Below are 25,297 nucleotides of genomic sequence, written 5' to 3'. Positions count from 1 at the left end.
GTCGTCTCCCACGAGCTCAGCCTGGACGAGGCCCCCACCGCCTACGAGCACTTCGACGCCCGTGACGAGGGCTGGACCAAGGTGGTCCTGCATCCCAACGGACACGGCAACGGCCACAAGCGGTGAGCGACCCGGCGGCCGCAGCCCGAGGGCCGGACCGGCGGGCGGCGGTCGCCGCTCCCGGCCCCGCTTGACACGCGTGTACCCAGACGCCGACTCGGCAGGCGGGGGCCTGGATCCGCTCCTAGAGTCAAAGCCATGGATCTGCCGGTGATGCCGCCCGTCAAGCCCATGCTCGCCAAGCCGGTGGCGAAGATCCCGCCGGACATGCAGTACGAGGCGAAGTGGGACGGGTTCCGGGCGATCGTCTTCCGCGACGGCCCCGAGGTGGAGCTGGGCAGCCGTACGGGAAAGCCGCTGACGAGGTATTTCCCGGAGCTGGTGGAGGCACTGCGCGAGCGGTTGCCGGAGCGCTGTGTGCTGGACGGGGAGATCGTGATCGTCCGGGAGGGGCACCTCGACTTCGACGCGCTGACGGAGCGGATCCATCCGGCGGCCTCCCGGGTGCGCACCCTCGCGGAGCGGACCCCGGCCTCGTTCGTGGCGTTCGACCTGCTGGCGCTGGACGACCGGTCGCTGCTCACCGTCCCGCTGAACGAACGGCGTCCTGTGCTGGAGGGGACGCTGTCGTCGGTGACGCCTCCGGTCCATCTCGCGCCCGCGACGACGGACCGCGCGGTGGCGGAGGAGTGGTTCCGGCAGTACGAGGGCGCGGGCCTCGACGGAGTGATCGCCAAACCGCTGTCGCTGACCTACCGTCCCGACGAACGCGCGATGTACAAGATCAAGCACGAGCGCACGGCGGACGTGGTGGTCGCGGGCTACCGCTTCCACAAGAGCGGCCCGGTCGTGGGCTCCCTGCTGCTCGGGCTGTACGACGACAGGGGCGCCCTCCAGCATGTGGGCGTGTCCGCCGCGTTCTCCATGAAGCGGCGTGAGGAACTCGTGGCGGAGCTGGAACCGCTGCGGATGGAGGAGGCCGGGGGCCATCCGTGGGCGGCCTGGTCGGACGAGGCGGCGCACGAGACGGCCCGGCTGCCCGGCGCGCCCAGCCGCTGGTCGGGGAAGAAGGACCTGTCCTGGGTGCCGCTGCGGCCCGAGCGGGTGGCGGAGGTGGCGTACGACCACATGGAGAACGGGGTGCGTTTCCGGCACACCGCCCGCTTCCGCCGCTGGCGCCCGGACCGCACCCCCGAGAGCTGCACCTATGCCCAGCTGGAGGAGCCGGTGCGTTACGACCTCGCGGAGATCCTCGGCACTCCTGGCCGACCCTGACACATGTTTATCGGCGTTTATCGAGACCGATCGTGTGCTTATAGGTTCTATATGGGCATGCGACAAACCGTGCGGAGACGGCGCGGCAGGACGACGGCGGCGCTGCTGACCGCCGCGATCACGGGCGGCCTGGTGGCGGGATGCACCGCGGGCGGTACTCCCCGACACCATGGGCAGGACGGCGGCCGCTCCTCCGCGCCCGCCTCCTCCGGGGCGGTGCTCGCGGTGAAGATCGACAATGTGGCCGCGGCGCGCCCGCAGACGGGTCTGGACCAGGCGGACCTCGTCTATACCGAGCAGGTCGAAGCCGGGCTCAGCCGGCTGATGGCGGTGTTCGCGACGAATCTGCCGAAGGCGGTCGGCCCGGTGCGCAGCGCCCGCGAGTCGGATCTGGAGCTGCTGCGCCAGTTCCACACACCGACGCTCGCCTTCTCCGGTGCGCAGCACAAGCTCCTGCCCCTCATCGACAAGGCGCCCCTGACCCCGGCGCCCCCGGACAGGAACTCCGACGCCTACTTCCGTGACCCCCACAAGGCCGCCCCGCACAACCTCTATCTGCGACCGCAGCGCCTGATGCGGTCCGCGCCGGGAGCCACCGCGCTGACCACCGGCTTCCGCTTCGGCGCCGCACCGGCGGGCGGCACCCCTGAGCCCACGCGGACGGTCCGCTTCCCCTCGGCGCGCTTCACCTTCACCTGGTCCGCCGAGCGGCATCGCTGGCTGGTGGCCATGGACGGGATGCCGACGGTGACGGCGGACGGGACGCAGGTGGCCCCGGCGACCGTGGTGGTGCAGTACGTACGGGTGCGCACGTCCGGCCTCCATGACGTCCTCGGCAACAACTCGCCGTACACGGAGACCGTGGGCTCCGGGAAGGCCCAAGTCCTGCGCGACGGCAAGGCGTTCGACGTTCGGTGGCGGCGGCCGTCGGCGACGGACGGCACCCGGTTCACAACCGCGGACGGCACACAGATGAACTTCGCGCAGGGACAGGTCTGGGTCGTGCTCGCGAAGGAATGAGCCGGGGCGTGCGAGCCGCTGTCACCCCGTCCGCTACGACCTGCGGCTGAGCCGGCGTGCGATCGCCGTACCGGCGTCACGGCGGGCGGGGGCGAGCGCCGTCCGGGCCTCGTCGGCCGAGCCCAGTCCGAGGGCCGCCGCGATCGCCTCCCAGGCGACACCGCCTTCGAGCAGTGCCTCCACGGCGGCGCCGACGGCGACCACCGTCTCCCGGCGGGCCCGGTCGAGTTCGGCGAGCGCACGCAGCAGGTCGGGTGCCGTCGCGGCATCGGACAGCCCGCTCTGCGCCGCGTGCCGCGCCTGGTCGGCGGTGACCCACCAGTCGGCGGCCGGGTGCGGGGAAGCGGTGACGAGGGTCCGGTCCACGGGATGCCGCCTTCCTTGCCGGGTACACATGCGGGGGCTGCCGTGACCGCCAGTCTAGGTCGGTGATCCGGTGAGCGGCGTCCGCGGTCCGCTGAACGGACCAACGCGCGCAGGCGGCAGACAGCCCCTACGCACGCTGGTCGACCGCCGACGGAGTGTCACCCCGCGGCCGCGGCACGAGGGGCGGGCTCCGGCCGACCCGTCGCGCCGCGGCCGAGCGTCACGCGATCCCCATGCCGTCCTCCAGCGCCTGTTCCGCCCGGGCCACCAGCCCGTCCGCCCCGCACGACCGGGCCAGCGTCAAGCCCCTCTCCAGCTCGGCCGCCGACCGGGTGGCCACGCCGTACTCGACACGGGCCAACGCGTGCTCGTAGGCACAGGGTGACGCCTCCAGATAGGTCACCGCCCGGGCGTACAGCGCGGCGGCGCGCTGGCCCGTCTCCAGGGCGGCGGCCACCCGGAGTGCCTCGCCGATCGCGGTGTCCGTGCCGAACAACTCGGCCTGCCGGCGGGCGGAAAGGGCGATTTCGGCGGCACGGCGCGGATCGTCGGCGGCCAGCGCGCGGGCGAGGTCGGCGGCCCAGGGAGCCAGCACGGTGTTGTGACCGCGCCCGGCGGCCGCCTTCTCGGCGGCCTCCAGTTCGCTCACTCCCTCCTCGGTCCGGCCGACGGCGAACAGCAGCCGAGCGCGGACGCACCGGGTGTCGGGCAGCACGATGGTGGAGGGGTACGGCGGCGCGAAGCCGTATCGCTCGGCGATCGACCAGGCCTCCTCGACATGCCCGCGGGCGAGCAGGGTGTCGACGAGTCCGCAGGTCGCGGACCAGTACAGGGGCAGTCCGCGGCCGACGCGCTCCGCGAGGCGCAGGGACTCACGCAGGGAGGTCTCCGCCTCCCTGAGCCGGCCCCGCCTGCGATGGGCCAGTCCGACATAGGCGTGCGCCAGGGCGAGGTGGCCGCCGCTCCACCCGGCGGACTCGTAGGCACGCAGGGCCTCCGTGAACAGACTCTCGGCCCGGTCGAGGCGGTCGGTGTAGGCGTAGGCGCTGCCCAGCATCAGCAGCAGTTCGATGCCCCACTCGGTGTCGGTCCAGCCGAGCCCGGGGGCGAGGCGGCCGTTGACGAGGGCGCGGTCGCACAGCTCCACGATCTCCTCGGCGTTCTCGCCGTGGGTCATCGCGTCGAAGCCGCGCAGGATGAGCAGCGCGCGTTCGGAGTTGTCCTTCCCGGTGCAGGTACGGGCCAGTTCGGCCAGCTCCCGGGAGCGGTCCGGGGAGTCCTCCTCGGCCGCGTGGATACCCTCCCACATGTAGTGCACGGCCTGCAGCCGCATCCGGGAGGGCCCGGGTTCGAGGCGGGCGGCCTCCTCGTCGACGGTGCGGACCGCCTCGTCCAGCTGGTCGTTGTGCAACAGGGCCTGGGACAGGCGGCAGACGGCGTCGACGCGCACCTCGCCCTCCAGACCGGGCATGGCGAGGGCCGCCTGAAGGTAGTCGATGGTGGTGGCGGGCGAGGTCAGCAGGGTGGCGCAGCCCAGTTCGTAGAGCACATGCGGGTGGACCTCGGGCAGCGGCGGCTCCACCAGGGCCCGCTGCAGACAGCGGCGGGCGGCTTCGGGGGCGCCGACGGCGAGGTGCTCGCGCGCCGCCTCGCGCATCTGCTCCACGAGTTCCTCGTCGTCGTCCGGATGGACCTCCAGAAGGTGACGGGAGGCGGCCGCGGCGCCGAGTCCGGAGTCCGTGACGACCTGTGCGGCGATGCCGTGCATCGCGGTGCGCAGCCCGTCGGGGATGGAGCGGTAGACGGCACTGGCGATCAGCGGGTGGACGAACTCCAGCTCGCCGTCGGCCGCCTGGCGACCGGCCGGATCGGGCTCGGCCAGGATGCGGGCCGCGCCGAGGAGTTCGGCGCACCGCACCGCCTCCCCATGGTGCATGGTGGCGAGCCGGGCCACCAGGTCGACGGTGATGCCGGTGCCGAGGATGGCCGCGGCCCAGGCGAACCGGGTGGCCTCGATGCCGAGGCTCTCCAGCCGGGCGACGAGGCCGTTGCCGCGGGCCGAGCGGTTCAGTGCGCGCAGTTCGACGGCGGACGCCTCGACCGGTTCGAGCTGGCTGTCCTGCACCTTGGCGAGGAGTTCGACGGTCTCGTACGGATTGCCGCCGGTCACGGCCCACACCTCGCGGCAGAACGGCGCGTCGGCGTGCGCGCCGATGGTGGCGCGGGTGATTCCAGCGGTCGCCTCGGGGGTGAGTTCGCTCAGCGTGCTGACCGGGCGGCGGGCGGCCGCGGCAATGGTGTCGAGGTAACGGGCGCTGTCGCCGGTGACCTCGCCGGGGCGCAGGGCGACCACGACCAGGACACGCAGTTCTTCGAGGCGCTCGCAGAACGCGGCGAGCCAGTGGAGGGTCTCCAGGTCGGCCCACTGCGCGTCGTCGATGAGCAGGACCAGGGGCCACTCCCGTTTGGCTAGCCGGGAGACGACGACGACCAGGCCGTCGCACACACCCTGCGGGTCGGCCTGCCGGTCGCCCGGTTCCGTTATCCCGAGGGCGGGACCCGCGACGTCGTACCAGTCGCCCAGGTACTCCCGCGCCTCCTCCGGCATCAGCGAGAGCAGCGCGGGCTGGAGCAGTTGCCGTACGACATTGAAGGGGACGGACGTGACGGTCTCACCCCCGCGCGCCGACCACACCGTGCAGCCGCGCCGCTCCGCGATGCGGCGTGTCTCGGTGAGGAGCGCGGTCTTGCCGATGCCGGCCTCCCCACCGATCACCAGCAGGCTCCCCGCCGCGGAGGGCGAGGCGTCGTCGCGTAAGGCGTCCACCGCCTCGGTGACGACGGCGACTTCCGCGTCGCGTTCCCACAGGGAAGCCGAGGCGGCCGCTCCGGGCCGTGCCTCCGTCATCCCGGTACCTCCCCAGGTCGCCCAAACGACGTACAGACATCGAGCCTAGCCGCCCCCGGGCTCTGGCGGAGCCGGGTCGGGGCACCTGTTGCCGTGATGGGTGACTTGCGATGCCCTGGGGCGACGCGAGGGGCCGCCGACCAGCCGAAGAAAGGTTTCGTTGGTCAAGTTCCCGCAAAATCTGCCCCATCGGCGGTCACTGACGATCCGCCGGAGAACCGGGGCGGACCGGCCGGCCGGGGGGCTCTCATCCCTCTTTCACGCATGCCTCCTACGGTGGTCCCATGACGCAGGTGACTCCTCCCGGGTGGTACCCCGACCCCGGGCAGACAAGTGACGGGCCCGCCACCGAGCGCTGGTGGGACGGCAAGGCGTGGACGGACCGGACCCGACCTGCGGATCAGGCCGCCGCATGGGCGCCGCCGGCACAGCCGCCGGGCGTCGGACCGTATCCGGGCGGGCCGTTCGCCACCATGCCGTATCCGGCCGCCGCGGCCGCCCCGGCGCGGCGCGGGCTGCGGACCGGGATAGCCGTCGTGGCGGCGATCGCCGTGCTCGCGGGCATAGGCGGCGGTGTCTACGCGCTCACCGCGAACGACGGCGGCGGGGACTCCGCGCGTTCCCAGGGGCCGGGGGGCCAGGGCGGCTTCGGCGGTCCGGAGGGCCAGGGGGGACAGGGGAGCCAAGGGGGCCAAGGGGGCCAGGACGATCCCTTCGGTGACCAGGGCGGACCCTTCGGAGGCCAGGGTGGTCAGGGGGGCCAGGGCGGCCCCGACGGCTCGGGCGGGTCGGACGGGTCCGGGGGGACCAAGGACGGGTACGCCACCGATCCGTTCAACGGCATCAGCATCCCCGTACCGGACGGCTGGAGCGGCAACCTCATCGACGGCGGCGCGGCGATCCAGTCGAAGGGCGAGTACAAGTGCCCCGGTGACACGACGAAGACGTGCAACACCGGCGGGGCGTACTCGGCGTCCGCGAAGGCTCAGGGGCTGACGGCCACCACGGCCGAGGCCGCGGCCAGGCAGGACATCGCCAAGAACGCCGAGGAGTCCTACGGCGGCGCGAGCTACGGCGGTATCACCTCGCACCAGGTGCTGGCCTCGAAGGCGGTGACGGTGGCCGGGCAGAAGGGCTATCTGGTCCGCTGGAAGGCGGTCACCGGGAAGGGCACCGACGGCTATGTCGAGTCGCTCGTGTTCCCCTCGCCCGCCGGCTCCGGGCAGCTCGTCGTCGTCCGCTTCGGTATCGATGTCGGCTCGAACGCGCCGAAGCCGTCCGTCCTCGACCAGGTCGCCGCGGGCATCAAGGCGGCGTCCGCGGGCGGCGACGGACAGAACGTCTGAACCACCGCCCGCGCGGCCGAACGTACTGCGGCCGGGCGGGGTTCCCCTCCGCTCAAGAGGAACCCCACCCGGCCGGGTTGCGCGCCGCCCCCGTCCCCACGGTGCGGCGCAGCAGGGCCGACGTCCGGTCATCCCACGGACGGCGGCCCGGTCTCTAGGTCAGTCCCAGCAGCGGGAGCACCGCCACCTCGACGTAGCGCGTGAAGTACTCCTCGTCCACGTACTGCCCCTCAAGCAGCGGCCGGGCGCGGAGCACGCCGAGCAGTTGGACGGGGATGAACTCGAGGGCCGGATGGTCGGCGGCCACCTCGCCGCGCTCCACCCCGCGCCGCAGGATCTCCCGCAGCGCCCTGGTCTCGGGCTCGACCAGCGCCTCGCGCAGCGCCTGGGCGAGTTCCTGGTCCTGCACGACGGCGGGACCGAGGGCCTGGAGCAGCTTGGTGTCGCGGCGGGACCACGCCGCGGCGGCCCGGGCGGCGGCGCGCAGGTCCCCGGCGAGGGAACCGGTGTCGATCCCCGCGATCCGCTTCGTACGGCTGGACCTGAGGGCGGCGGCCACGAACTGGGGCTTGGTCTTCCACTGCCGGTACAGCGTCGACTTGCTGCACCGGGTGCTGGCGGCGATGCCCTCCATGGTGACCGAGTCGTATCCGCATTCGCGGATCTGCTCGAGCACGGCGTCGAAGAACTCCCGCTCACGCTGCGGCGTGAGCTTGGAGCGGCGCGAAGCGGCAACCGAATCCGGTTCCTCCGCTGCCTGCGACGTCATGGCTGGCTCCTCCTCCGTAGTACGCCCGGCCCGTGGGCCGCTTCACATCAGTATATCGATACGCGAGTGTACCGGTACGCGAGCGTATCGGTACACTGACGTATCGATGAGCCTTGGACAGGACCCACCCGTCTGTCGAGTGGACCCTTTCCTGGGCTCACCATGCACCACCTCACGCAAGACCATCAGCAAAGGGGCCGGGGGATGGATTCCCGTACCGAGCCTGAAAACGACGGGGCAGCCGCGATACAGCGGCCGCCCCTCGTTCGGGAGCTCCTGCTCGTGGCGGGGCTCTTCCTCGTCTACAAGTTCGGCCGCCGGCTGGCGAACGGCCACACCGCCGAGGCCTACCGCAACGCGCACCACGTATGGCACTGGGAGCGCTCCCTGCATCTGCCGGGAGAGGGCGCCGTGCAGTCCGTGCTGCTGCACGGCCACGTCCTGGCCCGCACCGCGAACCTCTACTACGTGGCCGTCCACTTCACGGCCACCGCGGCCTTCCTGGTCTGGCTGTACCTGCGGCGCCCGGACCACTACCTGTGGGCCCGCCGGGTCCTCGCCCTGCTCACCGGCGCCGCGCTGGCGCTGCACCTGACGTTTCCGCTCGCCCCGCCGCGCATGCTGGACATGGCGCATCTGGTGGACACCGGGCAGGTCTACGGGCCCACGGTCTACGGGGCCAAGCCGGAGACCGACTCGATGGCGAACCAGTTCGCCGCCATGCCGTCGCTGCACTTCGGATGGGCCCTGATGGTCGCGATCGGCCTGATCGTGGCCACCCGGTCACGGCTGCGGTGGCTGTGGCTGCTGCATCCGCTGCTGACCCTGGTCGTGATCGTCGGCACGGCGAACCACTACTGGCTCGACGCGATCGTGGCGAGCGCCCTGCTCGGAGTCGCGCTCGCGGTGGTCCGCGCGCCGTCGTCGGCACCGGACAAGACGCGCACGGCGCGCCCCAGGCTCCCCGCACCGAGGCCCGCCGAGCCCGCCCCTGTCGCCCGGCGCTCGGCGGCCCTGCCGGACACACCGGCCGCTCGGCCCCCGGCATCTCCGGTCGCCGCCCGGCGCTCGACGCTCATACCCGACGCACCGACCGCCGGGGGTGCCGGACTGGTGGGAGCGGGACGATGAGCGCCACGCTCCTCGCCCTCGTCCTGTCGCTGTTCTCGGCCGTCGCCTACGCGGCCGCGGCCGTGGCGCAGGAACGGCTCGCCGCCCGGTCCCGAGGCACCGGCACCCTGCGGCTGTTCACCAGCGGCGCCTGGTGGCGGTCGGTCCTTCTCAACGCCTGCGCGGCCCTGCTGCACGTCGCCGCCCTCAAGTTCGGCCCGCTGACCCTGGTCCAGCCGCTCGGCGCGCTCACCCTGGTCGCCGCGGTGCCGCTCGGCGCACGGGCGGCGGGACGCCGGGTCAGCCCGGTGGAGTGGCGGGGCACCGTCCTCACCCTGGTCGGTCTGGCCGCGCTCCTGGTGACGGCCTCCGGGCCCGAGCCCGACAACGTGCTCAGCCTGCCGGAGGCCCTGGCCGTGGCGGGCGCCACCGCCAGCCTGATCGGCACGCTGACCCTCCCCCACTCCCGCTCGACCGGGGGGCTCTCATCGGGCTCCCGCCCCGGCCTGCGGCACGCAACCGCCTCCGGTGTCGCGTCGGGTGTCGCCTCGGCGCTGACACAGACCGTGACGGTGGCGGCGACGAACCGCTCGCAGTCGGTGCTCTGTGTGCAGGTCGTCGTGGTGGCGCTGCTGGTCGCGGCGTTCGCGACGGGTGGTCTGCTGCTGTCCCAGACCGCCTACCGGGACGGCCTCGGCGCGCCGCTCGCGGTGGTGACCCTCGCCAATCCGGTCGCCGCCGCGGTGATCGGCCTGTCCTTCCTGGGCGAGCACCTCCAGGGCGGCGCGGCGGGCCTGCTGCTCACGTCGGTGGGCGCGGCCCTGGCCTCCTGGGGTGTGGTGACGCTGTCCCGGTCGGCCCCCGTCCCCACCCCGGCGGCGGACACCGGGACGGGCGCCGACCGCCCCGTGGCCACGGTGCCCGGACCGGCGCCCGCGCCGCTCCCCTTCGAGCCGCCGTTGCTGCCCCAGCAGCCGGCACCCCCGTCACCGGGGCACCTCACCACGCTGTGAAACGGGCGGAGGCCGGCACGTACATGTACGTGCCGGCCTCCGCCGTCGGGTGGGTGTGCTGGGTCCACTGGGCGCCGTCCCAGTACCGCAGGGTGCCCGGCGCACCGTGCGGATCCGGGTACCAACCCGCAGGTGTGTTCGATTGCGTGGTCACCGGGGCACACTACCCCGACACCGGCCCAGCCCCCCGAAACGGGGCGATCGGGCCGCCCTCGCCCGTGCGGCGCCTCCACCACCCCGGCCCGGGACCGCCGCCGGGGTGCGCGCGGCGGTCCCGGTCATCCGGTGACGATCGCCGGGTCGCTCACGCCCGGCCGGCCGTTCTCGACGTGTCCGGCGAAGCGGCGCAGGAAGGCGGGGTCGGCCTCGGACGTCACGGTGAAGTCGTACCAGCGCCTGCTCGCCCCCAGGGCGAAGGTGCGCCGCACGGTGGCACCGGAGCGGACCGTGACGGCCTGTGCGTGACGGCCGTACGCGCAGACGACCTTGAGCCGTACCGTGCCGGAGCCCTTGTGGGTGAAGGTCAGCTCGACGTCGTCGCCGATGTGCCGTGCGACGACCTCCGGGCCGGCCGCCTTGTTCGGCCCCTGGAAGACGCGCAGGAAGCCGTTCGGGCCGTGCACGGTCAGGTCGTAGGAGCCGCCCGAGTAGGCCGAGTTCCAGGTGTCCGAGACGGTCTTGCCGGCCTCGGTGGTGTAGGTCCAGGGGCCGTCGGTGCGGTTGCCGGACGTGACGAGGAAGGCGGCGCCGGCCTGCGCGCCGGAGGCGAAGGCCAGCGTGAACTTCCCGTTCGCGGTGTCCGCGGAACCGTCCACGACGGGCGCGTACTTGAGCGGACGGGTGGGCCGCGAGCCGCGCTCCTGCTTGGGCAGGACGGGGTTGGCGGGCGGCGTCGGCACATAGTCGGGGTGCCGGTTGTGGTCCGGCGGCTGGTAGCCGTCCGTGGACGGGAGCGACACCGGCTCGGTGTCCTTGCGGGAGAAGTCGAACGCGGAGGTCAGGTCGCCGCAGATCGCGCGCCGCCAGGGCGAGATGTTCGGCTCGTGCACGCCGAAGCGCCGCTCGATGAACCGGATGATCGAGGTGTGGTCGAGGGTCTCCGAGCAGACGTATCCGCCCTTGCTCCAGGGCGAGACGACCAGCATAGGCACGCGCTGCCCGAGTCCGTAGGGACCGGCCGGGTGGCCGGCGTCGCCCACGAAGAGGTCCGGGCCGGCGTCGACCGTGGACCTGCCCTGTGTGGCGGAGGCCGGCGGGAACGGCGGGACGAGGTGGTCGAAGAAGCCGTCGTTCTCGTCGTACGTGATGAACAGGGCCGTCTTCGCCCACACCTGCGGGTCGGAGGTGAGCGCGTCGAGGACCTGGGAGACGTACCAGGCGCCGTAGTTGGCGGGCCAGTTGGGGTGCTCGGTGAACGCCTCGGGGGCGACGACCCAGGAGACCTGCGGCAGCTTGCCGCCCTTCACATCGGCCTTGAGCCGGTCGAAGAAGCCCTCGCCCGTGCGGGCGTCGGTGCCGGTGCGGGCCTTGTCGTAGAGCGGGTCGCCGGGCGCCGCGTTCTGGTACTGCTTGAAGTAGAGCAGCGAGTTGTCGCCGTAGTTGCCGCGGTAGGCGTCCGGGATCCAGCCCCAGGAGCCCTTCACGTCGAGGCCGTCACCGACGTCCTGGTAGATCTTCCAGGAGACACCGGCGGACTCCAGGCGCTCGGGGTAGGTCGTCCAGCTGTAGCCGGCCTCGTCGTTGCCGAGGACCGGGCCGCCGCCCTTGCCGTCGTTGCCCGTGTAACCCGTCCACATGTAGTAGCGGTTCGGGTCGGTGGAGCCGATGAACGAGCAGTGGTACGCGTCGCAGATGGTGAAGGTGTCGGCGAGCGCGTAGTGGAAGGGGATGTCCTCGCGGGTCAGATACGCCATCGTGGTGGCGGACTTGGCGGGCACCCACTTGTCGTACTTGCCGCCGTTGAAGGCGGTGTGACCGTCGTTCCAGCCGTGCGGAAGGTCCTGGATGAACGCGAGGCCCAGGTCGTCGGCGTCGGGGTGGAACGGCAGGACGTCCCTGGTGCCGTCCGACTGGTGCCAGACCGACTTGCCGTTCTGGAGACTGACCGGACGCGGGTCGCCGAAGCCGCGGACGCCTCTGAGCGTGCCGAAGTAGTGGTCGAAGGAACGGTTCTCTTGCATCAGTACGACGATGTGCTCGACGTCCTCGATGGTGCCGGACCGGTGGTGCGCGGGAAGAGCCGCGGCACGCTCGATGCTGCCGGAGAGCGCGCTGAACGCGGCGGTGCCGCCCGCCAGTTGGAGGAAGCGGCGCCGATTCACTTGAGGCATGACGGAGTGACCTCTTGTCCTGAGCGGGGCGTGGAACGCCCGTTGGTGAGAGAACCTGCGCGAAGGGAGTGTTCCAGGAACACCAAACGTCAGGAAAGGGTGCGATGGCGCCCATGTGAAAGTCGCAGGTACGGCAGATGCGACCCCGGCCAAGACCTCCCCAACACGTTCCCAAGCCCCGTGACCACCTGCCGGAATGCCCTGCGCGAGACCACCGCATCCGCCCTGGCCGGGAAATAGCGGAAAGTCGACTTCCGGCGATCTCCCCGAGGATCGGAGCCAGAGTCAAACCAATCTCTCGGCAGTTTCTTCCCCTAATCGAAAGGACCGTGCGTAACCCCTCTGAGCTGGGCGAACGTTAAGTTTTCAGCGCATCAATTTTCTCCCATGAGCGGGTCGAGAATCAGGGCCGCATTGCTTGCGAGAAGTTGGTGAACCGTCTTCACGAGCACTCCATCTGACGGTGCGACAAGGGCGTTGCGCCCATCGGCACCGAAAGACAGAGGCACCACATTGCCTTCGCCCCTCTCCCCGCCGTCCCCCGAACCGTTCGTGTCGCACGGCGAGCGGGCCCTCTTCCGCACCGGGGAGGCTCCTCCACCGCGCACCCTGATCGACATCCTGGAGACCACCGCCGCCGCACACCCGCAGGCGCCCGCACTGCAGACGGCCGCGGAGCTCCTCTCTTACCGCGAGCTGTACACCGAGGTCCTGCACCGCGCACACCGGCTGGCCGGCCTCGGGATCGGTCCCGGCGACCGGGTGGGCATCCGGGTGCCGTCGGGCACCGCCGAGCTGTATCTGTCGATCCTCGCGGTACTGCGCTGCGGCGCGGCCTATGTGCCGGTCGACGCCGACGACCCCGACGAACGGGCCGCCACCGTCTTCCGCGAGGCCGGGGTGTGCGCGGTGCTCGGTCCGTATCCGCAGCCCGAGCGGCTCGCCGTCGCGTCGGGGGCGGCAAACCGCTTCGGACCCGCTCCCGGCGACGACGCGTGGATCATCTTCACCTCCGGTTCGACCGGCGCGCCCAAGGGCGTCGCCGTCACCCACCGGTCCGCCGCGGCCTTCGTCGACGCCGAGGCGCTGCTGTTCCTGCGGGAGCGGCCGCTCGGGCCGGGGGACCGCGTCCTCGCGGGGCTGTCCGTCGCCTTCGACGCCTCCTGCGAGGAGATGTGGCTGGCCTGGCGGCACGGCGCGTGTCTCGTACCGGCCGAACGCTCCCTGGTGCGGGCCGGTCACGACCTCGGTCCCTGGCTCGTCGAGCAGGACATCACCGTCGTCTCCACCGTGCCCACCCTGCTGGCGATGTGGCCCGAGGAGGCGCTGCAGCGGGTGCGGCTGCTGATCCTGGGCGGCGAGGCGTGTCCTCCGGGGCTCGTCGACCGGTTCGCCGTGCCGGGCCGGGAGATGTGGAACACCTACGGTCCGACCGAGACCACCGTGGTGGCCTGCGCCGCCCGTCTGCGGCGCGGCCGTCCGGTGCGCATCGGACTGCCGCTCGCCGGCTGGCAGTTGGCGGTCGTCGACGACGCCGGGGAGCCGGTGGCGTACGGGGAGGAGGGCGAGCTGGTCATCGCCGGGGCGGGCACCGCCCGCTATCTCGACCCCGTCAAGGACGCCGACCGCTACCGGCCGTGCGCCGCGCTGGACACATCGCGCGCCTACCGCTCGGGCGATCTCGTGCGCGCCGACGCCGAGGGCCTGGTGTTCCTGGGGCGCGCCGACGACCAGGTCAAGCTCGGCGGCCGGCGGGTGGAACTCGGCGAGATCGACGCGGCCCTGCTCGCCCTGCCGGGGGTGCGCGGTGCGGCGGCCGCAGTACGGACGACACCGGCAGGGACCCAGGTGCTGGTGGGCTATGTGGTGCCGGAGCGGGCCGCCGACGGGCCTGCGGTCTTCCAGGCCGACAAGGCCAGGGCGCTGCTCGTGGAGCGGCTGCCCGCCCCACTGGTGCCGTTGCTCGCGGAGGTGGCGGATCTGCCCACCCGGGCCTCCGGGAAGGTCGACCGCAACGCCCTGCCCTGGCCGGTGCCGCTCGGCGGGGCCGAGGACGGCGCGGTCGACCCCGCGCACCGGCTGCACGGGACGGCCGCCCGGCTGGCGGACATATGGGAGCAGCTGCTCGGCCTCCGCCCCGGCCCGGACAGCGACTTCGTGGAGCTCGGCGGCACCAGCCTGACCGCCGCCCGGATGGCGTCGGTGCTGCGGGAGCACTACCCGGGGGTGTCCGTCGCCGACCTCTACCGGCACTCGGTGCTGCACCGCATGGCCGCGCACCTCGACACCCTGGCGGGTACCGTCGACGAGGTGCGCCCGGCCCGGCCCGTGCCGAGGCGGACCGCCCTCGTGCAGTTCCTGGTCCAGCTGGCCGCCTACGGCATAACGGGCCTGCGCGGCCTGGTCGGGCTCGCGACGGCGGACAATGTGCTCGGCTGGGCGGCTCCCCGTGCCTGGACGCCGCACACCGCATGGTGGCTGGTCGTCGTGGGCTGGGTGGTGCTGTCCAGTGCCCCGGCGCGGTGCCTGATCGGCGCGGGGCTGGCCCGCGCGCTGGCCGGTTCCATCGCCCCCGGCGCCCATCCGCGGGGCGGGCGGGTGCATCTGCGGCTGTGGAGCGCCGAACGGGCGGTGGCGGCCTTCGGTGTTCCGTCCCTGCTCGGCACGCCGTGGGCCGCCCGGTACGCCCGGCTGCTGGGCTGCACCACCGGCCGTGACGTCCAACTGCACGCCATGCCCCCGGTGACGGGGCTGGCCGAGCTCGGCGACGGGTGCGCCATCGAACCCGGGGCGGACCTCGCGGGGTGGTGGCTCGACGGCGACACACTGCACGTCGGGAAGGTCACCGTCGGCGCCGGGGCGCGAGTGGGCCACCGCGCCATGCTGCTGCCGGGCGCCGTCGTGGGCCGGGACGCGGAACTCACGTCCGGGAGCTGTCTGGACGCCCGGATCCCGGACGGCCGGACCTGGACCGGCTCCCCCGCCCGCCCGGACGAGACGGCCGAACGCATCGCGGACGGCGGCCCGACGGCGCCCGCGGGCCCGCGCAGGCGCCGCTGGGACCTGGTCTACGCGCTGTCCCTCGCCGCGCTGCCGCTGCTGTCCCTGCCGGCGGCCGCCCCCGCCCTGGGGGCCACCTATCTCCTGGTGCGCCGGGTACCGACGCTGTCGGGTGCGGCGCTGCGTCTGCTGGCCGCCGCCCCGGTGCTCGCGGTCGTGACGACGGTGTGCTCGATTCTTGTCACCGCGGGCGCCGTACGGCTGCTGAACCGGTCCATCACGCCGGGTGTGCACCGCGCGGACGGTGGAGTGGCCTGGCGGGTGTGGCTGGTGACCCGGCTGCTCGACGGGGCCCGGGGCAGCCTCTTCCCGCTCTACGCGAGCCTGGCCACGCCGCTCTGGCTACGTCTGCTGGGCGCCCGGGTCGGCCGGGGCACCGAGATCTCGACCGTGCTGCCTCTGCCGTCCCTGCTGGAGGTGGCGGACGGGGCGTTCCTCGCCGACGACACGCTCGTCGCACCGTTCGAACTGCGCGGCGGTTGGCTGCGGTTGGGGCGGGTACGCATCGGTGAGCGCGCGTTCGTCGGCAACTCCGGGATCGTGGGCCCCGGCCGCGAGGTGGCCGATCGCGAGCTGGTGGGGGTGCTGTCCGACGCACCCGCGCACGGCAGGCCGGGCATGTCGTGGATCGGGCGGCCCGCGATGCCACTGCCCCGGGTGCCGGGGAACGCCGATCCCGCGCGGACGTTCGCCCCGCCCCGGCGGCTGGTGGCGGCCCGCGCGGCCGTGGAGCTGTGCCGGATGCTTCCGCTGGTGCTGAGCACGCTGCTGGCGGAGTGCGTGCTGCTCGTCGAGCAGGACGCCCTGGATGTGGGCGGGCTGCCGCTGGCGGCGCTCGTCGGCGCGCCGCTGCTGCTGGCCGCGGGCGTGACGGCCTGTCTCACCACCACCGCCGCCAAGTGGCTGCTCGTGGGCCGGTTCCGGCCGGTCGAGCACCCGCTGTGGTCGCCGTTCGTGTGGCGCAACGAGCTGTTCGACACGTTCGTGGAGTCGTTGGCGGTGCCGTGGGGAGCGGGGGCCTTCCTGGGCACCCCGGCGCTCAACTGGTGGCTGCGCAGCATGGGTGCGCGCATCGGACGCGGGGTGTGGTGTGAGACGTACTGGCTGCCGGAGACCGACCTGGTCAGTCTTGGCGACGGGGTCAGCGTCAACCGCGGCTGTGTGCTCCAGACCCATCTCTTCCACGACCGGATCATGCGGATGGACACCGTGGACCTGGCGGCGGGAGCGTCCCTGGGACCGCACAGCATCGCCCTGCCCGGCACCGCGGTCGGCGCCGGTGCGTCGATCGGCGCGTCGTCGCTCGTGATGCGCGGCGAGACCGTGCCCGACGGCACGCGCTGGGCCGGCAACCCCATCGCGGGCGCCACCGCGACCCGTTCCACGGCCGTGCTCGCCGGCGGGGAGGCGGCGTGACACGGTGCAGCCGACGGGCGCTGATCCGGGGCGCGGTGCTCGTACCGCTCGCGGCCACGGCCGCGGACCGCCTCCCGCAACCCGCCGAGCGCTACTTCGCGAGCCATGGGTCCTACGGTCACCACACCCTCTCCTACGATCTGCGGCTGGCCTACGACCCGGCGGGCGGCACCCTCGAAGGCCGGGCGCGGATCCGGGCGGTGGCCGACCGCCCGCTGCGGCAGGTGGAACTCGACCTCGCCCGCATGGCGGTGCACACCGCCCGGGTGGACGGGGTGGAGGTCCGTGCCCGGCAACGGCGGAACAAGCTGTTCCTGTCGGCCCCGCGCCCGCTCGCGGCGGGTACGTCCTTCACCGCGGACATCGGCTACGGCGGCCGGCCCGGTCCTCTGCGCACACCGTTCGGGCCCATCGGCTGGGACCGCACGGGGGACGAGCACGACGGAACGCTGGTGGCGGCCCAGCCGCTCGGCGCCCCCTCGTGGTTCCCCTGCAACGACCGCCCGGACGACAAGGCCGCGTTCACGTTCCGGGTGACCGTGCCCCACGGCCACCAGGTGCTCGCCAACGGAACCCTGCGGGAGCGGCGCGCCCTCGGCCCCGAGGAGCGCTGGACCTACCACCACCCCGGTCCCATGGCTCCCTATCTCGCCGCGCTGTACACCGGACGCTTCGGGCACGAGACCTGGAGGGCCCGGGACAGCGCGACCGGCCGCGTGGTCGCCGGGCGCAACGCCTACCCGGCACGGCTCGCGGACCCGGCCCGTCATGACCTGGGCCGCCAGCCGCAGATGCTCGGCGCGTTCACCGGCTGGTTCGGCCCGTACCCGTTCGAGACCTACGGCGCGGTGGTCGTGGACGCGGCGCTGGACGAGCCGGTGGAGAACCAGACGCTCTCCGTCTTCGGGAGCAATCACATCGACGGCGAGCGCGGCTGGGAGACGCTCGTCGCCCATGAACTCGTTCACCAGTGGTACGGCAACAGCGTGAGTCTGCGGGACTGGCGTGACATCTGGCTCAACGAGGGGTTCGCGACCTACGGCGAGTGGCTGTGGTCGGAGCACATCGGCGAGGACTCGGCCGACACCATCGCCCGCGCGGAGTGGCACACGCTGGCGCGGGGCGCGCAGGATCTGCGGATCGCCGACCCGGGGCGGCGCCGTATCTTCGACGACCGCGTCTACACCCGTGGCGCGTGCACCCTGCACGCGCTGCGCCTGACCATGGGCGACGACCGCTTCTTCGCCATGTTGCGTTCCTGGCACCGCATCCACCGCGGTGCCAGTGCCACCACGTCCGCCTTCGTCGCCCATGCCGGGCGTTTCTCGCCCCTCGTCACCGAGCCGCTGCTGCGCGCCTGGCTCTACGACAGCCGGCTGCCGCCGCTGCCCCGGGCGTGAGCGGCGCACTCGCCGTCCGTCCCGCCCGGGGCGGGGCGGGGCGGACGGCGGGGCGCGGGAACCTCAAGGTGCCAGGGCTCCTCGCGCGGTCAGGAGAGGTACGCCTCCACCTCGCTGAACTGGGCGGCGGGCCACCGGGTGTTGGCGGTCACGTTCAGCCGCAGACAGCGCAGGTTCGTGCCGCTGGGCAGGGTGACGGTCACCGTGTTGCCGGTCGCCGGGTCGAAGCGGTAGTCCGCGGAGCCCAGCACGGTGGTGTACCCGGATCCGTCCGTGCTGCCGAGCACGGACAGGGTCTGGGTGCGGGCCTGCCATACCGAGAGCGGCGGCAGTTTCAGCACCAGCCGGCGTACCGCCTGCGACGATCCGAGGTCGACGGTGAAGTACTGCGGGAAGGCGTTGTTGGTCGACTCCCAGTAGCTGTTCGCGTCCCCGTCGACCGCCTTGCCGGGGGTGTAGACGTCCTGGGAGCCGCTCGCGGTGGCCTGGCGGCCCTTGGCGAGGTTGCGGCCCGGGTCCGGGGGCGGGTTGCCCTGGCCGGGCTGGGGCCAGGTCGAGCAGTCCGACCAGGTGCTGTTCCAGCCGGAGTTGCCGCCGCCCTCGGTGAGCGCGAAGGCACCGGAGTTCGCCGGATAGGGGCAGTTGTAGATGCCCGCCGAGCCGACCGAGGCGGCGGAGACATTGCGGAAGGTGGCGGCGCCCTGGGCCTCGGCCTGGACGACGACGGTGCCGGTGTTGCGCACGGTGGCGCCGTCCACCGTGACGTTCCGGACGGGATAGCCCTGCCCGCCGCCGGAGACGAACTCGAAGGCGCTGTAGGGGCTGTCGGTGACCGTGGTGTTGGTGATGTTCACGGTGGCGTTGATCGCGCTGTCGTAGGAGTCGACGCGCAGCGCGCCCATGGGGTGGTTCCAGTTGGGGTTCATCGCGCCGGTGCGCACGAGTGTGTTGCCGTCGACGGTGATGGTGCCGGCCAGCGGGGAGAACGGGTCCAGGAACTTCTGGTTGGAGATCGCGATCCCGCTGCCGAGGGCGTTGGTGTCGGAGATCAGGTTGTTCCGCACCGCGAGGTCCGTGCCGCCGTAGATCGCGATGCCGTTGGCGAGGTTGGGCTGCGAGATGGTGTTGTTCTCGAAGCTGCTGTTGGTGTCCGGCGAGTAAAGCGACCACATGGCGAGCGCGTCGTCGCCCTGGTTGCGCAGGAAGTTGTTGCGGACCCGGACACCCTTGGCGGTGCCGTTGAGGTTGAGGCCGTCGGCAGTGGTGTCGAGGATGCGGTTGTTCTCGACGACCAGGTTGTCGTTGTTGCCCATCAGCCACAGGCCGACCTTCATGTGCTGAATCCACATGCCGGAGACGGACGAGTTCGGGCCCAGCGAGCCGTTGACGAAGTTGTCGGGGTTGGAGTCGACGCGCTCGGTGACCTCGCCGAGGACCGCGAAGTCCTTGATGTGGACATTGCCCGAGGAGCCGGACTGGTCGATGAAGCGGGAGGTGTGCACCACGGACCACCAGCTGCCGGCGCCCTGGAGGGTCACGTTCTGCACCCCGCTCAGCGAGGACGTCAGCCGGTAGTCGCCCGGCGGAATCCAGACCACTCCCCCCTGGGCGCCGGCGATGGCGTCGCGGAAGGCCTGGGTGGAGTCGCCCTGGCCGCTGGGGTCGGCACCCTTGGAGGTGACGGATACCGAGCCGGCGGGCTGGCTCGCGGCGGCGGCGATCTGCTCGAAGTCGGCGACGTCCACGGTGACCTGGGTGCCGGTCGACTCGAAGGCGATCCGGTCGCCCGGCTGGACGTTCTGCCCCAGCAGCAGGCGGGCGTCGTCGAAGAAGTGATGGGTCCTGGCGCCGGGGATCCAGCCGGTGTCGATGTAGGAGTACTTGGAGGTGACGGCCATGGTCTTCGCCAGCCTGGCCCCGTTGACGTACACGTTGAGCGTGCCGGACTGGCCGTCCGGCACGCTGTAGGCGAGGTTCACGGCGTTGGCGGCCCGGGGCACGGTGAACTCGACGCGCTGTCCTGAGGTGAGCCGGACGGCCTGGCGGCCTGAGGCCTCGGAGGCGAGGCTGCCCTGGGTGTAGTCCGGGCCGATCTTCGTTCCGGTGGTGGTGGCGGACTCGGCCTCGACCGAGGTGAAGGGCAGGGAGGCGCCCGCGTCCGCGTGGGCGGCGGGCGCGCCGAGGGTGACGAGCATGCCGGCGGCGAGGGCGACGACGGCCCCGATGACTGGCATGCGCCTGACAGATCTGGCCGTGCGGGTGGTCCCGTGCATGTGCTGATCCCTTCATGGTGGGGGTGGTGGGACAGCTCGGTGCGGGACGGCGGTCAGGCGCGCAGCCAGACCGCCGTGTCCTGGGGAAGGCGGCCCTGTTCGTCCAGGGGGCCGCTGGCCAGCAGAGGCCGGGAGGCGGCGGGCAGTTCGGCGGGGGCGGCGGCGAGGTTCACCATGCAGATCACGCCCTCGGCGCGGGTGAAGGCGAGGACGCCCTCGGGGGCGGGCAGCCACGCCGGCGGGCCGTCGCCGAACACCGGCCGGATCCGGATCGCCGCACGGTAGAGGCTGAGCATCGAGCCGGGGTCGGCCGCCTGGAGGTCCGCCGCGTACGTCGGCCAGTACGCGGGCAGCGGCAGCCAGGGCTCTCCGCCGAATCCCGCGTGGGGTGCGCCGGCCGTCCACGGCAGCGGCACCCGGCAGCCGTCGCGGCCCGGGTCGGTGCCGCCGGAGCGGAAGTACATCGGGTCCTGGATGCGGTCGAGCGGGATGTCGGCCTCGGGCAGGCCGAGTTCCTCGCCCTGGTAGACGTAGACCGCACCCGGCAGGGCCAGTGACAGCAGGGCGGCCGCGCGGGCGCGCCGGGTGCCGAGGGCCAGGTCGCTGGGGGTGCCGAAGGCCTTGGCGGCGAAGTCGAACCCGGTGTCCTCGCGGCCGTAGCGGGTGACCGTGCGGGTGACGTCGTGGTTGCACAGCACCCAGGTGGCGGGGGCGCCGACCGGGGCGTGCTCGGCGAGGGTGCTGTCGATGGCGGCACGCAGGCGCCCGGCGTCCCAGGGGCAGGACAGAAAGGAGAAGTTGAAGGCGGTGTGGAGTTCGTCGGGGCGGAGGTAGCGGGCGAAACGTTCCGGGTCGGGGAGCCAGACCTCGCCGACGAACACACCGTCGTAGGCGTCGGCGACGGCCCGCCAGGAGCGGTAGATGTCGTGGAGTTCGTCGCGGTCGACGAACGGGTGCGGCTCGGGGTGCGTGGCCAGGTCGGGCAGGTCCGGGTGCTTGGCGAGCAGGGCCGCCGAGTCGATGCGGACGCCGGCCACGCCGCGTTCGAACCAGAAGCGCAGGATGTCCTCGTGCTCCTGGCGGACGGCCGGGTGGGCCCAGTTGAGGTCGGGCTGCTCGGGGGTGAACAGATGCAGGTACCAGTCGCCGTCGGGCAGCCGGGTCCACACCGGTTCGGGGGAGCCGACGAACTGGGACGGCCAGTCGTTGGGCGGGAGCGCGCCGTCGGGTCCGCGTCCGGGCCGGAAGTGGAACAGTTCGCGCTCGGGACTGCCCGGTCCGGCGGCGAGGGCCGCCCGGAACCAGGGGTGCCGGTCGGAGACGTGGTTGGGCACGATGTCCACGATCGTGCGGATACCCAGGCCACGCGCCTCGGAGATGAGCTTCTCGGCCTCGGCGAGGTCGCCGAAGCCCGGGTCGACGGCACGGTAGTCGGCGACGTCGTAGCCGCCGTCCTTCATGGGCGACAGGTACCAGGGGTTGAACCACAGTGCGTCCACGCCGAGTTCGGCGAGATACGGCAGTCTCGCGCGGACGCCCGCGAGGTCCCCGGTGCCGTCGCCGTCGCCGTCCGCGAAGCTGCGCACGTACACCTGGTAGATGACGGCCGAACGCCACCAGTCACGGTCGGTCCGGGCGGTGCGGGCAGGGGTGGGCTGTCCCACGGTGCGGGCCTTTCTGTCTCGGGGGTGCCAGGGGCCGGTTCAGCCCTTGGTGCTGCCCGCGCTGATCCCGGCGATGACGTGCCGCTGGAAGACGAGGAACAGCGCGACCATCGGGATGCTGGCGATCACCATCGCGGCGACGAGCACGGTGAGCTGGATGTTCTGCGAGAGCTGGACCAGGGCCACGCTGATCGGCTGCTTGTCGGTGTCGGAGAAGATCATCAGGGGCCACAGGAAGTCCTGCCAGACGGCGACCAGAGCGAAGATCGACACCACGCCGAGCACCGGCCGGGACATGGGGAGGACGACCGACCACAGGATGCGCAGCCGGCCCGCGCCGTCGATCTCGGCGGCCTCCAGGACGTCGCGCGGCAGCTGGTCGAAGAACCGCTTCAGCAGATACAGGTTGAAGGCGTTGGCGACGGCCGGCAGCCAGATGCCGAGGGGGTCGTTGAGCAGGCTGGTGTGGATCAGCGGAAGGTCGGCGGCAGTCAGGTACTTGGGGACGACCAGTGCCTGGGCCGGGACCATCAGGGTGGCGAGGATGCCGCCGAGGATCACGTTGCCGAAGGCGGGTCTCAGCTTGGACAGGGCGTAGGCGGCGGCCGTGCAGAACACCAGTTGGAACGCCCATGCGCCGGCCGCCTGCACCACCGTGTTCCACAGGTGCTGCGGCAGTTGCATCAGGTCCCAGGCGTCGGTGTAACCGCTGATGTGCCAGTGCTTCGGGAGCAGTGCCGATGGGGTCCGGGCGATCTCGTCCGGTGACTTCATCGCGCCGGTCACCATCCAGTAGACCGGGAAGAGGAAGGCGAGCGCGAAGAGCAGGACGACGCCGGTGAAAACGGTCCAGTAGATGGCCTTGCCGCGGGGCCGGGCGAGCGTGGCCGGCGAGATCAGGGTCCGGGTGCTCATACGGCCTCCTCCCCGGAGCGGGTGAGCCGGAGGTAGCCGGCGGAGAAGACGCCGAGCAGCACGAGGAGCATGACGCTCAGCGCGCAGGCGCCGCCGAAGTCGTTGTAGAGGAAGGCGTATTTGTAGATCAGGTACAGCACGGTGACCGTGGCGCTCTCCGGTCCGCCGCCGGTGATCACGAACGGCTCCGTGAAGACCTGCATCGTCGCGATGATCTGAAGGAGCACCAGCATCAGGATGACGAACCTGGTCTGCGGGATCGTCACATGCCGTATGCGCTGGAGCAGGTTCGCGCCGTCCAGTTCGGCGGCCTCGTACAGCTCGCCGGGGATGGACGCGAGGGCGGCCAGGTAGATCAGGACGGTGCCGCCCATGTTGGCCCAGGTCGCCACGAGCACCAGGGAGACGAGGGCGGTGTCCGCGCCGTTGGTCCAGTTGGAGGTGGGCAGATGCAGAAAGCGCAGCGTCTCGTTGGCGAGGCCGGCCCCGGGGTCGTAGAACCACTTCCACAGCAGGGCGCTGACCACCGGCGGGATCATCACCGGCAGATAGACCACGACCCGGAAGAAGGCCCGGGCGTGGCGCAGTTCGTTCAGGACGAGGGCCAGCACGAAGGGGACCGCGAAGCCGATCAGCAGCGCCAGCAGGGTGAAGGTGAGCGTGTTGCGCCAGGCGACCGCGAACTCCGGGTCGTGCAGCACCCGGGTGAAGTTGGCGGTGCCGACCCACTCGGGCGGGGAGCCGGGCGTGTACTTCTGGAAGGCGATCACGACCGCGCGGATCGCGGGGTACCAGGAGAACAGGGCGAAGCAGAGCAGGCCGCCGAGCAGGAAGCCGTATGCGCGTGCCTGGTCGGCGAGGCGGCGCCCCCGGCCCCTCGACGGGGGCGGCGCGTGCACCGGGTGGACGGCGACCGTCTCGGCGGGCCGCCGTGCGGCGGTCTGCGTCATGAGCGTCAGCTCCGGGCCAGAATGGCGTCGATCTTTCCGCCGGCGTCCTCGAGGAGCTGGTCGATGTCGGCGTCCTTCTTGGTCAGTACGGCGGAGACCGTGCCGTCGAGGACGGAGTAGATCTGCTGGGCGTTCGGCGGCTCGATCTTCATCTGCAGGCTCTGGTTGCCGTCGAGGAAGGACTGGTAGTTCTTCACCGGGACATTGGCGTTGGCCTTCTTCACCTGCTGGTCCTTGGCGTCGGCGGCGCCGGTGAACAGCCGGGGCTCGGGCAGTCCGACGGGTGCGTCGTTCTTCTTGGCGCGGGCGTAGTCGCCGAGGAAGCCCTTGCCCGGGGTGAGGAACATGTGGTCGAGCCACTTCAGGCCCGCGCGGATCTGCGCCGGGGAGTCCTTCTTGCTGAACATGTAGCCGTCGCCCCCGATGAGCGTGCCCTTGCCGCCGGGCATGGGAGCGATGGCGAGGTCGTCGTAGTTGCCGCCCTTCTCCTTGACCAGGATCGGGATGTTGTCGGGGGCGGAGAGGTACATGCCGAGCTTTCCCGAGCCCATCATCTGCTGGACGTCGTTGATGACGAGGAGCTGCTTGCTGCCCATGGAGTTGTCGGTCCAGCGCATGTCGTGCAGGTTCTGCAGCACGGCGTGCGCTTCGGGGGTGTCCACGGTGGACTTCCTGCCGTCGGCGGAGACCACGTCCCCGCCCTGCGCGTACAGCTCGGCCGTGAAGTGCCAGCCGCCCTGGTTCTGGGCGCTGTAGTCGGCGTAGCCCACGGTTCCGTTGCCGAGCGCGGCGATCTTCCTGGCATCGGTGCGGAGTTCCTCCCAGGTCGTGGGCGGCCGGTCGGGGTCGAGGCCGGCCTGTTGGAAGAGCTTCCTGTTGTAGATCAGGCCCATCGAGTAGCCGGTGCGCGGGATGCCGTAGATCTTGCCGTCGACGGTGTAGATGTCGCGCAGCTGCTGCTGGAGAGTGCCGTAGCTCTTCAACTCCTTGACATACGGAGTGAGATCGGCCGCCTGGCCGGTGGCGACGACATGCTTGACGTCGGTGAAGTACGTGTAGAACACGTCCTCCATCTGGCCGCCGGCGAGCTTGGCGTCGAAGGTCTTGGGGTCCTCGCAGGGGAACGCGTCATGGGCGACGACGTCGATGTCCTGGTGCCGCTTCTCGAAGGAGGCGATGTCCTCCTCGAAGAACCGGCGGTCGACCTTGGCGCTCTTGGGCGGCTCGCAGTTGACCGTGATGCGCGTCTTGCCGCTCGCCGCGTCGTCGCTCGATCCGCAGGCGGCGGCGGTGAGGGCGAGGGAGCAGACGCCGATCGCGGCGAAGGTACGGCGGAACCCGGTGCTTCTCATCGGTGGACCCCTCTGGGCAGGAGCGGTGGGCGCCGCACACTCAAGCACCGCCGACATCTCTTTGCAAGAT

At 72.0% G+C, this 25,297-nt stretch carries 16 protein-coding genes and 2 pseudogenes; 8 read left to right on the top strand and 10 right to left on the bottom strand.

All coding sequences use genetic code 11. From position 1 onward, the window contains the following. From ACFYX0_RS37930 to ACFYX0_RS37920, 3 genes and pseudogenes are all read left to right on the top strand, one after another. A pseudogene (locus ACFYX0_RS37930) lies at positions 1–126 on the top strand (aldehyde dehydrogenase); the annotation flags it as partial. A gap of 132 nt (positions 127–258) precedes the next feature. Further along, the gene (locus ACFYX0_RS37925) at positions 259–1,335 is read left to right on the top strand and encodes an ATP-dependent DNA ligase (RefSeq protein ID WP_388977863.1); all 1,077 of its coding nucleotides are present in this window, start codon (positions 259–261) and stop codon (positions 1,333–1,335) included. 57 nt (positions 1,336–1,392) lie between these two features. After that, on the top strand, positions 1,393–2,355 hold the full coding sequence (locus ACFYX0_RS37920; protein ID WP_388977861.1) for a DUF3048 domain-containing protein: 963 nt from the start codon (positions 1,393–1,395) through the stop codon (positions 2,353–2,355). Between the two features lie 33 nt (positions 2,356–2,388). Here the strand turns inward: ACFYX0_RS37920 and ACFYX0_RS37915 are convergent, their stop codons facing one another. Both ACFYX0_RS37915 and ACFYX0_RS37910 read right to left on the bottom strand, forming a co-directional pair. Beyond that, the gene (locus ACFYX0_RS37915) at positions 2,389–2,721 is read right to left on the bottom strand and encodes a hypothetical protein (protein ID WP_355910864.1); all 333 of its coding nucleotides are present in this window, start codon (positions 2,719–2,721) and stop codon (positions 2,389–2,391) included. Positions 2,722–2,941: 220 nt separating this feature from the next. After that, positions 2,942–5,629 (bottom strand): ATP-binding protein, encoded by a 2,688-nt coding sequence (locus tag ACFYX0_RS37910; RefSeq protein WP_388977858.1) that lies wholly within the window; start codon positions 5,627–5,629, stop codon positions 2,942–2,944. A 284-nt stretch (positions 5,630–5,913) separates the two neighbouring features. Between ACFYX0_RS37910 and ACFYX0_RS37905 the strand changes: the two genes are divergently transcribed. Beyond that, positions 5,914–6,975 (top strand): DUF2510 domain-containing protein, encoded by a 1,062-nt coding sequence (locus ACFYX0_RS37905; RefSeq protein ID WP_388977855.1) that lies wholly within the window; start codon positions 5,914–5,916, stop codon positions 6,973–6,975. A gap of 154 nt (positions 6,976–7,129) precedes the next feature. Here ACFYX0_RS37905 and ACFYX0_RS37900 read toward each other — a convergent pair whose 3' ends face one another. Continuing rightward, a complete protein-coding gene (locus tag ACFYX0_RS37900) occupies positions 7,130–7,744 on the bottom strand; it encodes a TetR/AcrR family transcriptional regulator (RefSeq protein WP_311694161.1) in 615 nt (204 codons plus the stop codon). Positions 7,745–7,948: 204 nt separating this feature from the next. On the opposite strand from ACFYX0_RS37900, the gene ACFYX0_RS37895 reads away from it, so the two are divergent. Continuing rightward, on the top strand, positions 7,949–8,875 hold the full coding sequence (locus ACFYX0_RS37895; RefSeq protein ID WP_388977853.1) for a phosphatase PAP2 family protein: 927 nt from the start codon (positions 7,949–7,951) through the stop codon (positions 8,873–8,875). Then, on the top strand, positions 8,872–9,867 hold the full coding sequence (locus ACFYX0_RS37890; RefSeq protein WP_388977850.1) for a DMT family transporter: 996 nt from the start codon (positions 8,872–8,874) through the stop codon (positions 9,865–9,867). The genes ACFYX0_RS37895 and ACFYX0_RS37890 overlap by 4 nt, the downstream gene beginning before the upstream one ends. 46 nt (positions 9,868–9,913) lie before the next feature. Here the strand turns inward: ACFYX0_RS37890 and ACFYX0_RS37885 are convergent. Continuing rightward, positions 9,914–10,021 (bottom strand): annotated as a pseudogene (locus ACFYX0_RS37885) (DUF2510 domain-containing protein); the annotation flags it as partial. A 124-nt stretch (positions 10,022–10,145) separates the two neighbouring features. After that, entirely contained in the window at positions 10,146–12,197 is a 2,052-nt protein-coding gene (locus ACFYX0_RS37880; protein ID WP_388977847.1) for a phosphocholine-specific phospholipase C, read from the bottom strand. Between the two features lie 513 nt (positions 12,198–12,710). Between ACFYX0_RS37880 and ACFYX0_RS37875 the strand changes: the two genes are divergently transcribed. Both ACFYX0_RS37875 and ACFYX0_RS37870 read left to right on the top strand, forming a co-directional pair. Continuing rightward, positions 12,711–16,673 (top strand): Pls/PosA family non-ribosomal peptide synthetase, encoded by a 3,963-nt coding sequence (locus ACFYX0_RS37875; protein ID WP_388977844.1) that lies wholly within the window; start codon positions 12,711–12,713, stop codon positions 16,671–16,673. Then, positions 16,670–18,073 carry a M1 family metallopeptidase gene (locus ACFYX0_RS37870; RefSeq protein WP_388977841.1) on the top strand — a complete coding sequence of 468 codons (1,404 nt, stop codon included), beginning with the start codon at positions 16,670–16,672 and terminating at the stop codon, positions 18,071–18,073. The genes ACFYX0_RS37875 and ACFYX0_RS37870 overlap by 4 nt, the downstream gene beginning before the upstream one ends. Before the next feature lie 89 nt (positions 18,074–18,162). Here ACFYX0_RS37870 and ACFYX0_RS37865 read toward each other — a convergent pair whose 3' ends face one another. From ACFYX0_RS37865 to ACFYX0_RS37845, 5 genes are all read right to left on the bottom strand, one after another. Beyond that, positions 18,163–20,307, bottom strand: coding sequence for a discoidin domain-containing protein (locus ACFYX0_RS37865; RefSeq protein WP_388977838.1), 2,145 nt, complete (start codon positions 20,305–20,307; stop codon positions 18,163–18,165). 92 nt (positions 20,308–20,399) lie between these two features. Next, complete coding sequence (locus tag ACFYX0_RS37860; protein WP_388977835.1) at positions 20,400–22,010, bottom strand: glycoside hydrolase family 13 protein; 1,611 nt, start codon at positions 22,008–22,010, stop codon at positions 20,400–20,402. Positions 22,011–22,049: 39 nt separating this feature from the next. Further along, positions 22,050–22,925, bottom strand: coding sequence for a carbohydrate ABC transporter permease (locus ACFYX0_RS37855; protein ID WP_388977832.1), 876 nt, complete (start codon positions 22,923–22,925; stop codon positions 22,050–22,052). Then, positions 22,922–23,875, bottom strand: a complete 954-nt coding sequence (locus ACFYX0_RS37850; RefSeq protein ID WP_388977829.1) for a carbohydrate ABC transporter permease — start codon at positions 23,873–23,875, stop codon at positions 22,922–22,924. Before ACFYX0_RS37850 ends, ACFYX0_RS37855 begins: the two co-directional genes overlap by 4 nt. 5 nt (positions 23,876–23,880) lie before the next feature. Beyond that, on the bottom strand, positions 23,881–25,227 hold the full coding sequence (locus ACFYX0_RS37845; RefSeq protein WP_388977826.1) for an ABC transporter substrate-binding protein: 1,347 nt from the start codon (positions 25,225–25,227) through the stop codon (positions 23,881–23,883). Positions 25,228–25,297 lie beyond the last annotated feature (70 nt).

Origin of the sequence: Streptomyces sp. NPDC002573 (assembly GCF_042889625.1) — a bacterium.
Lineage (GTDB): Bacteria > Actinomycetota > Actinomycetes > Streptomycetales > Streptomycetaceae > Streptomyces > Streptomyces gibsoniae.
Note: the sequence above shows the minus strand (reverse complement) of the source record. Positions and strands in the feature narration are given on the sequence as shown.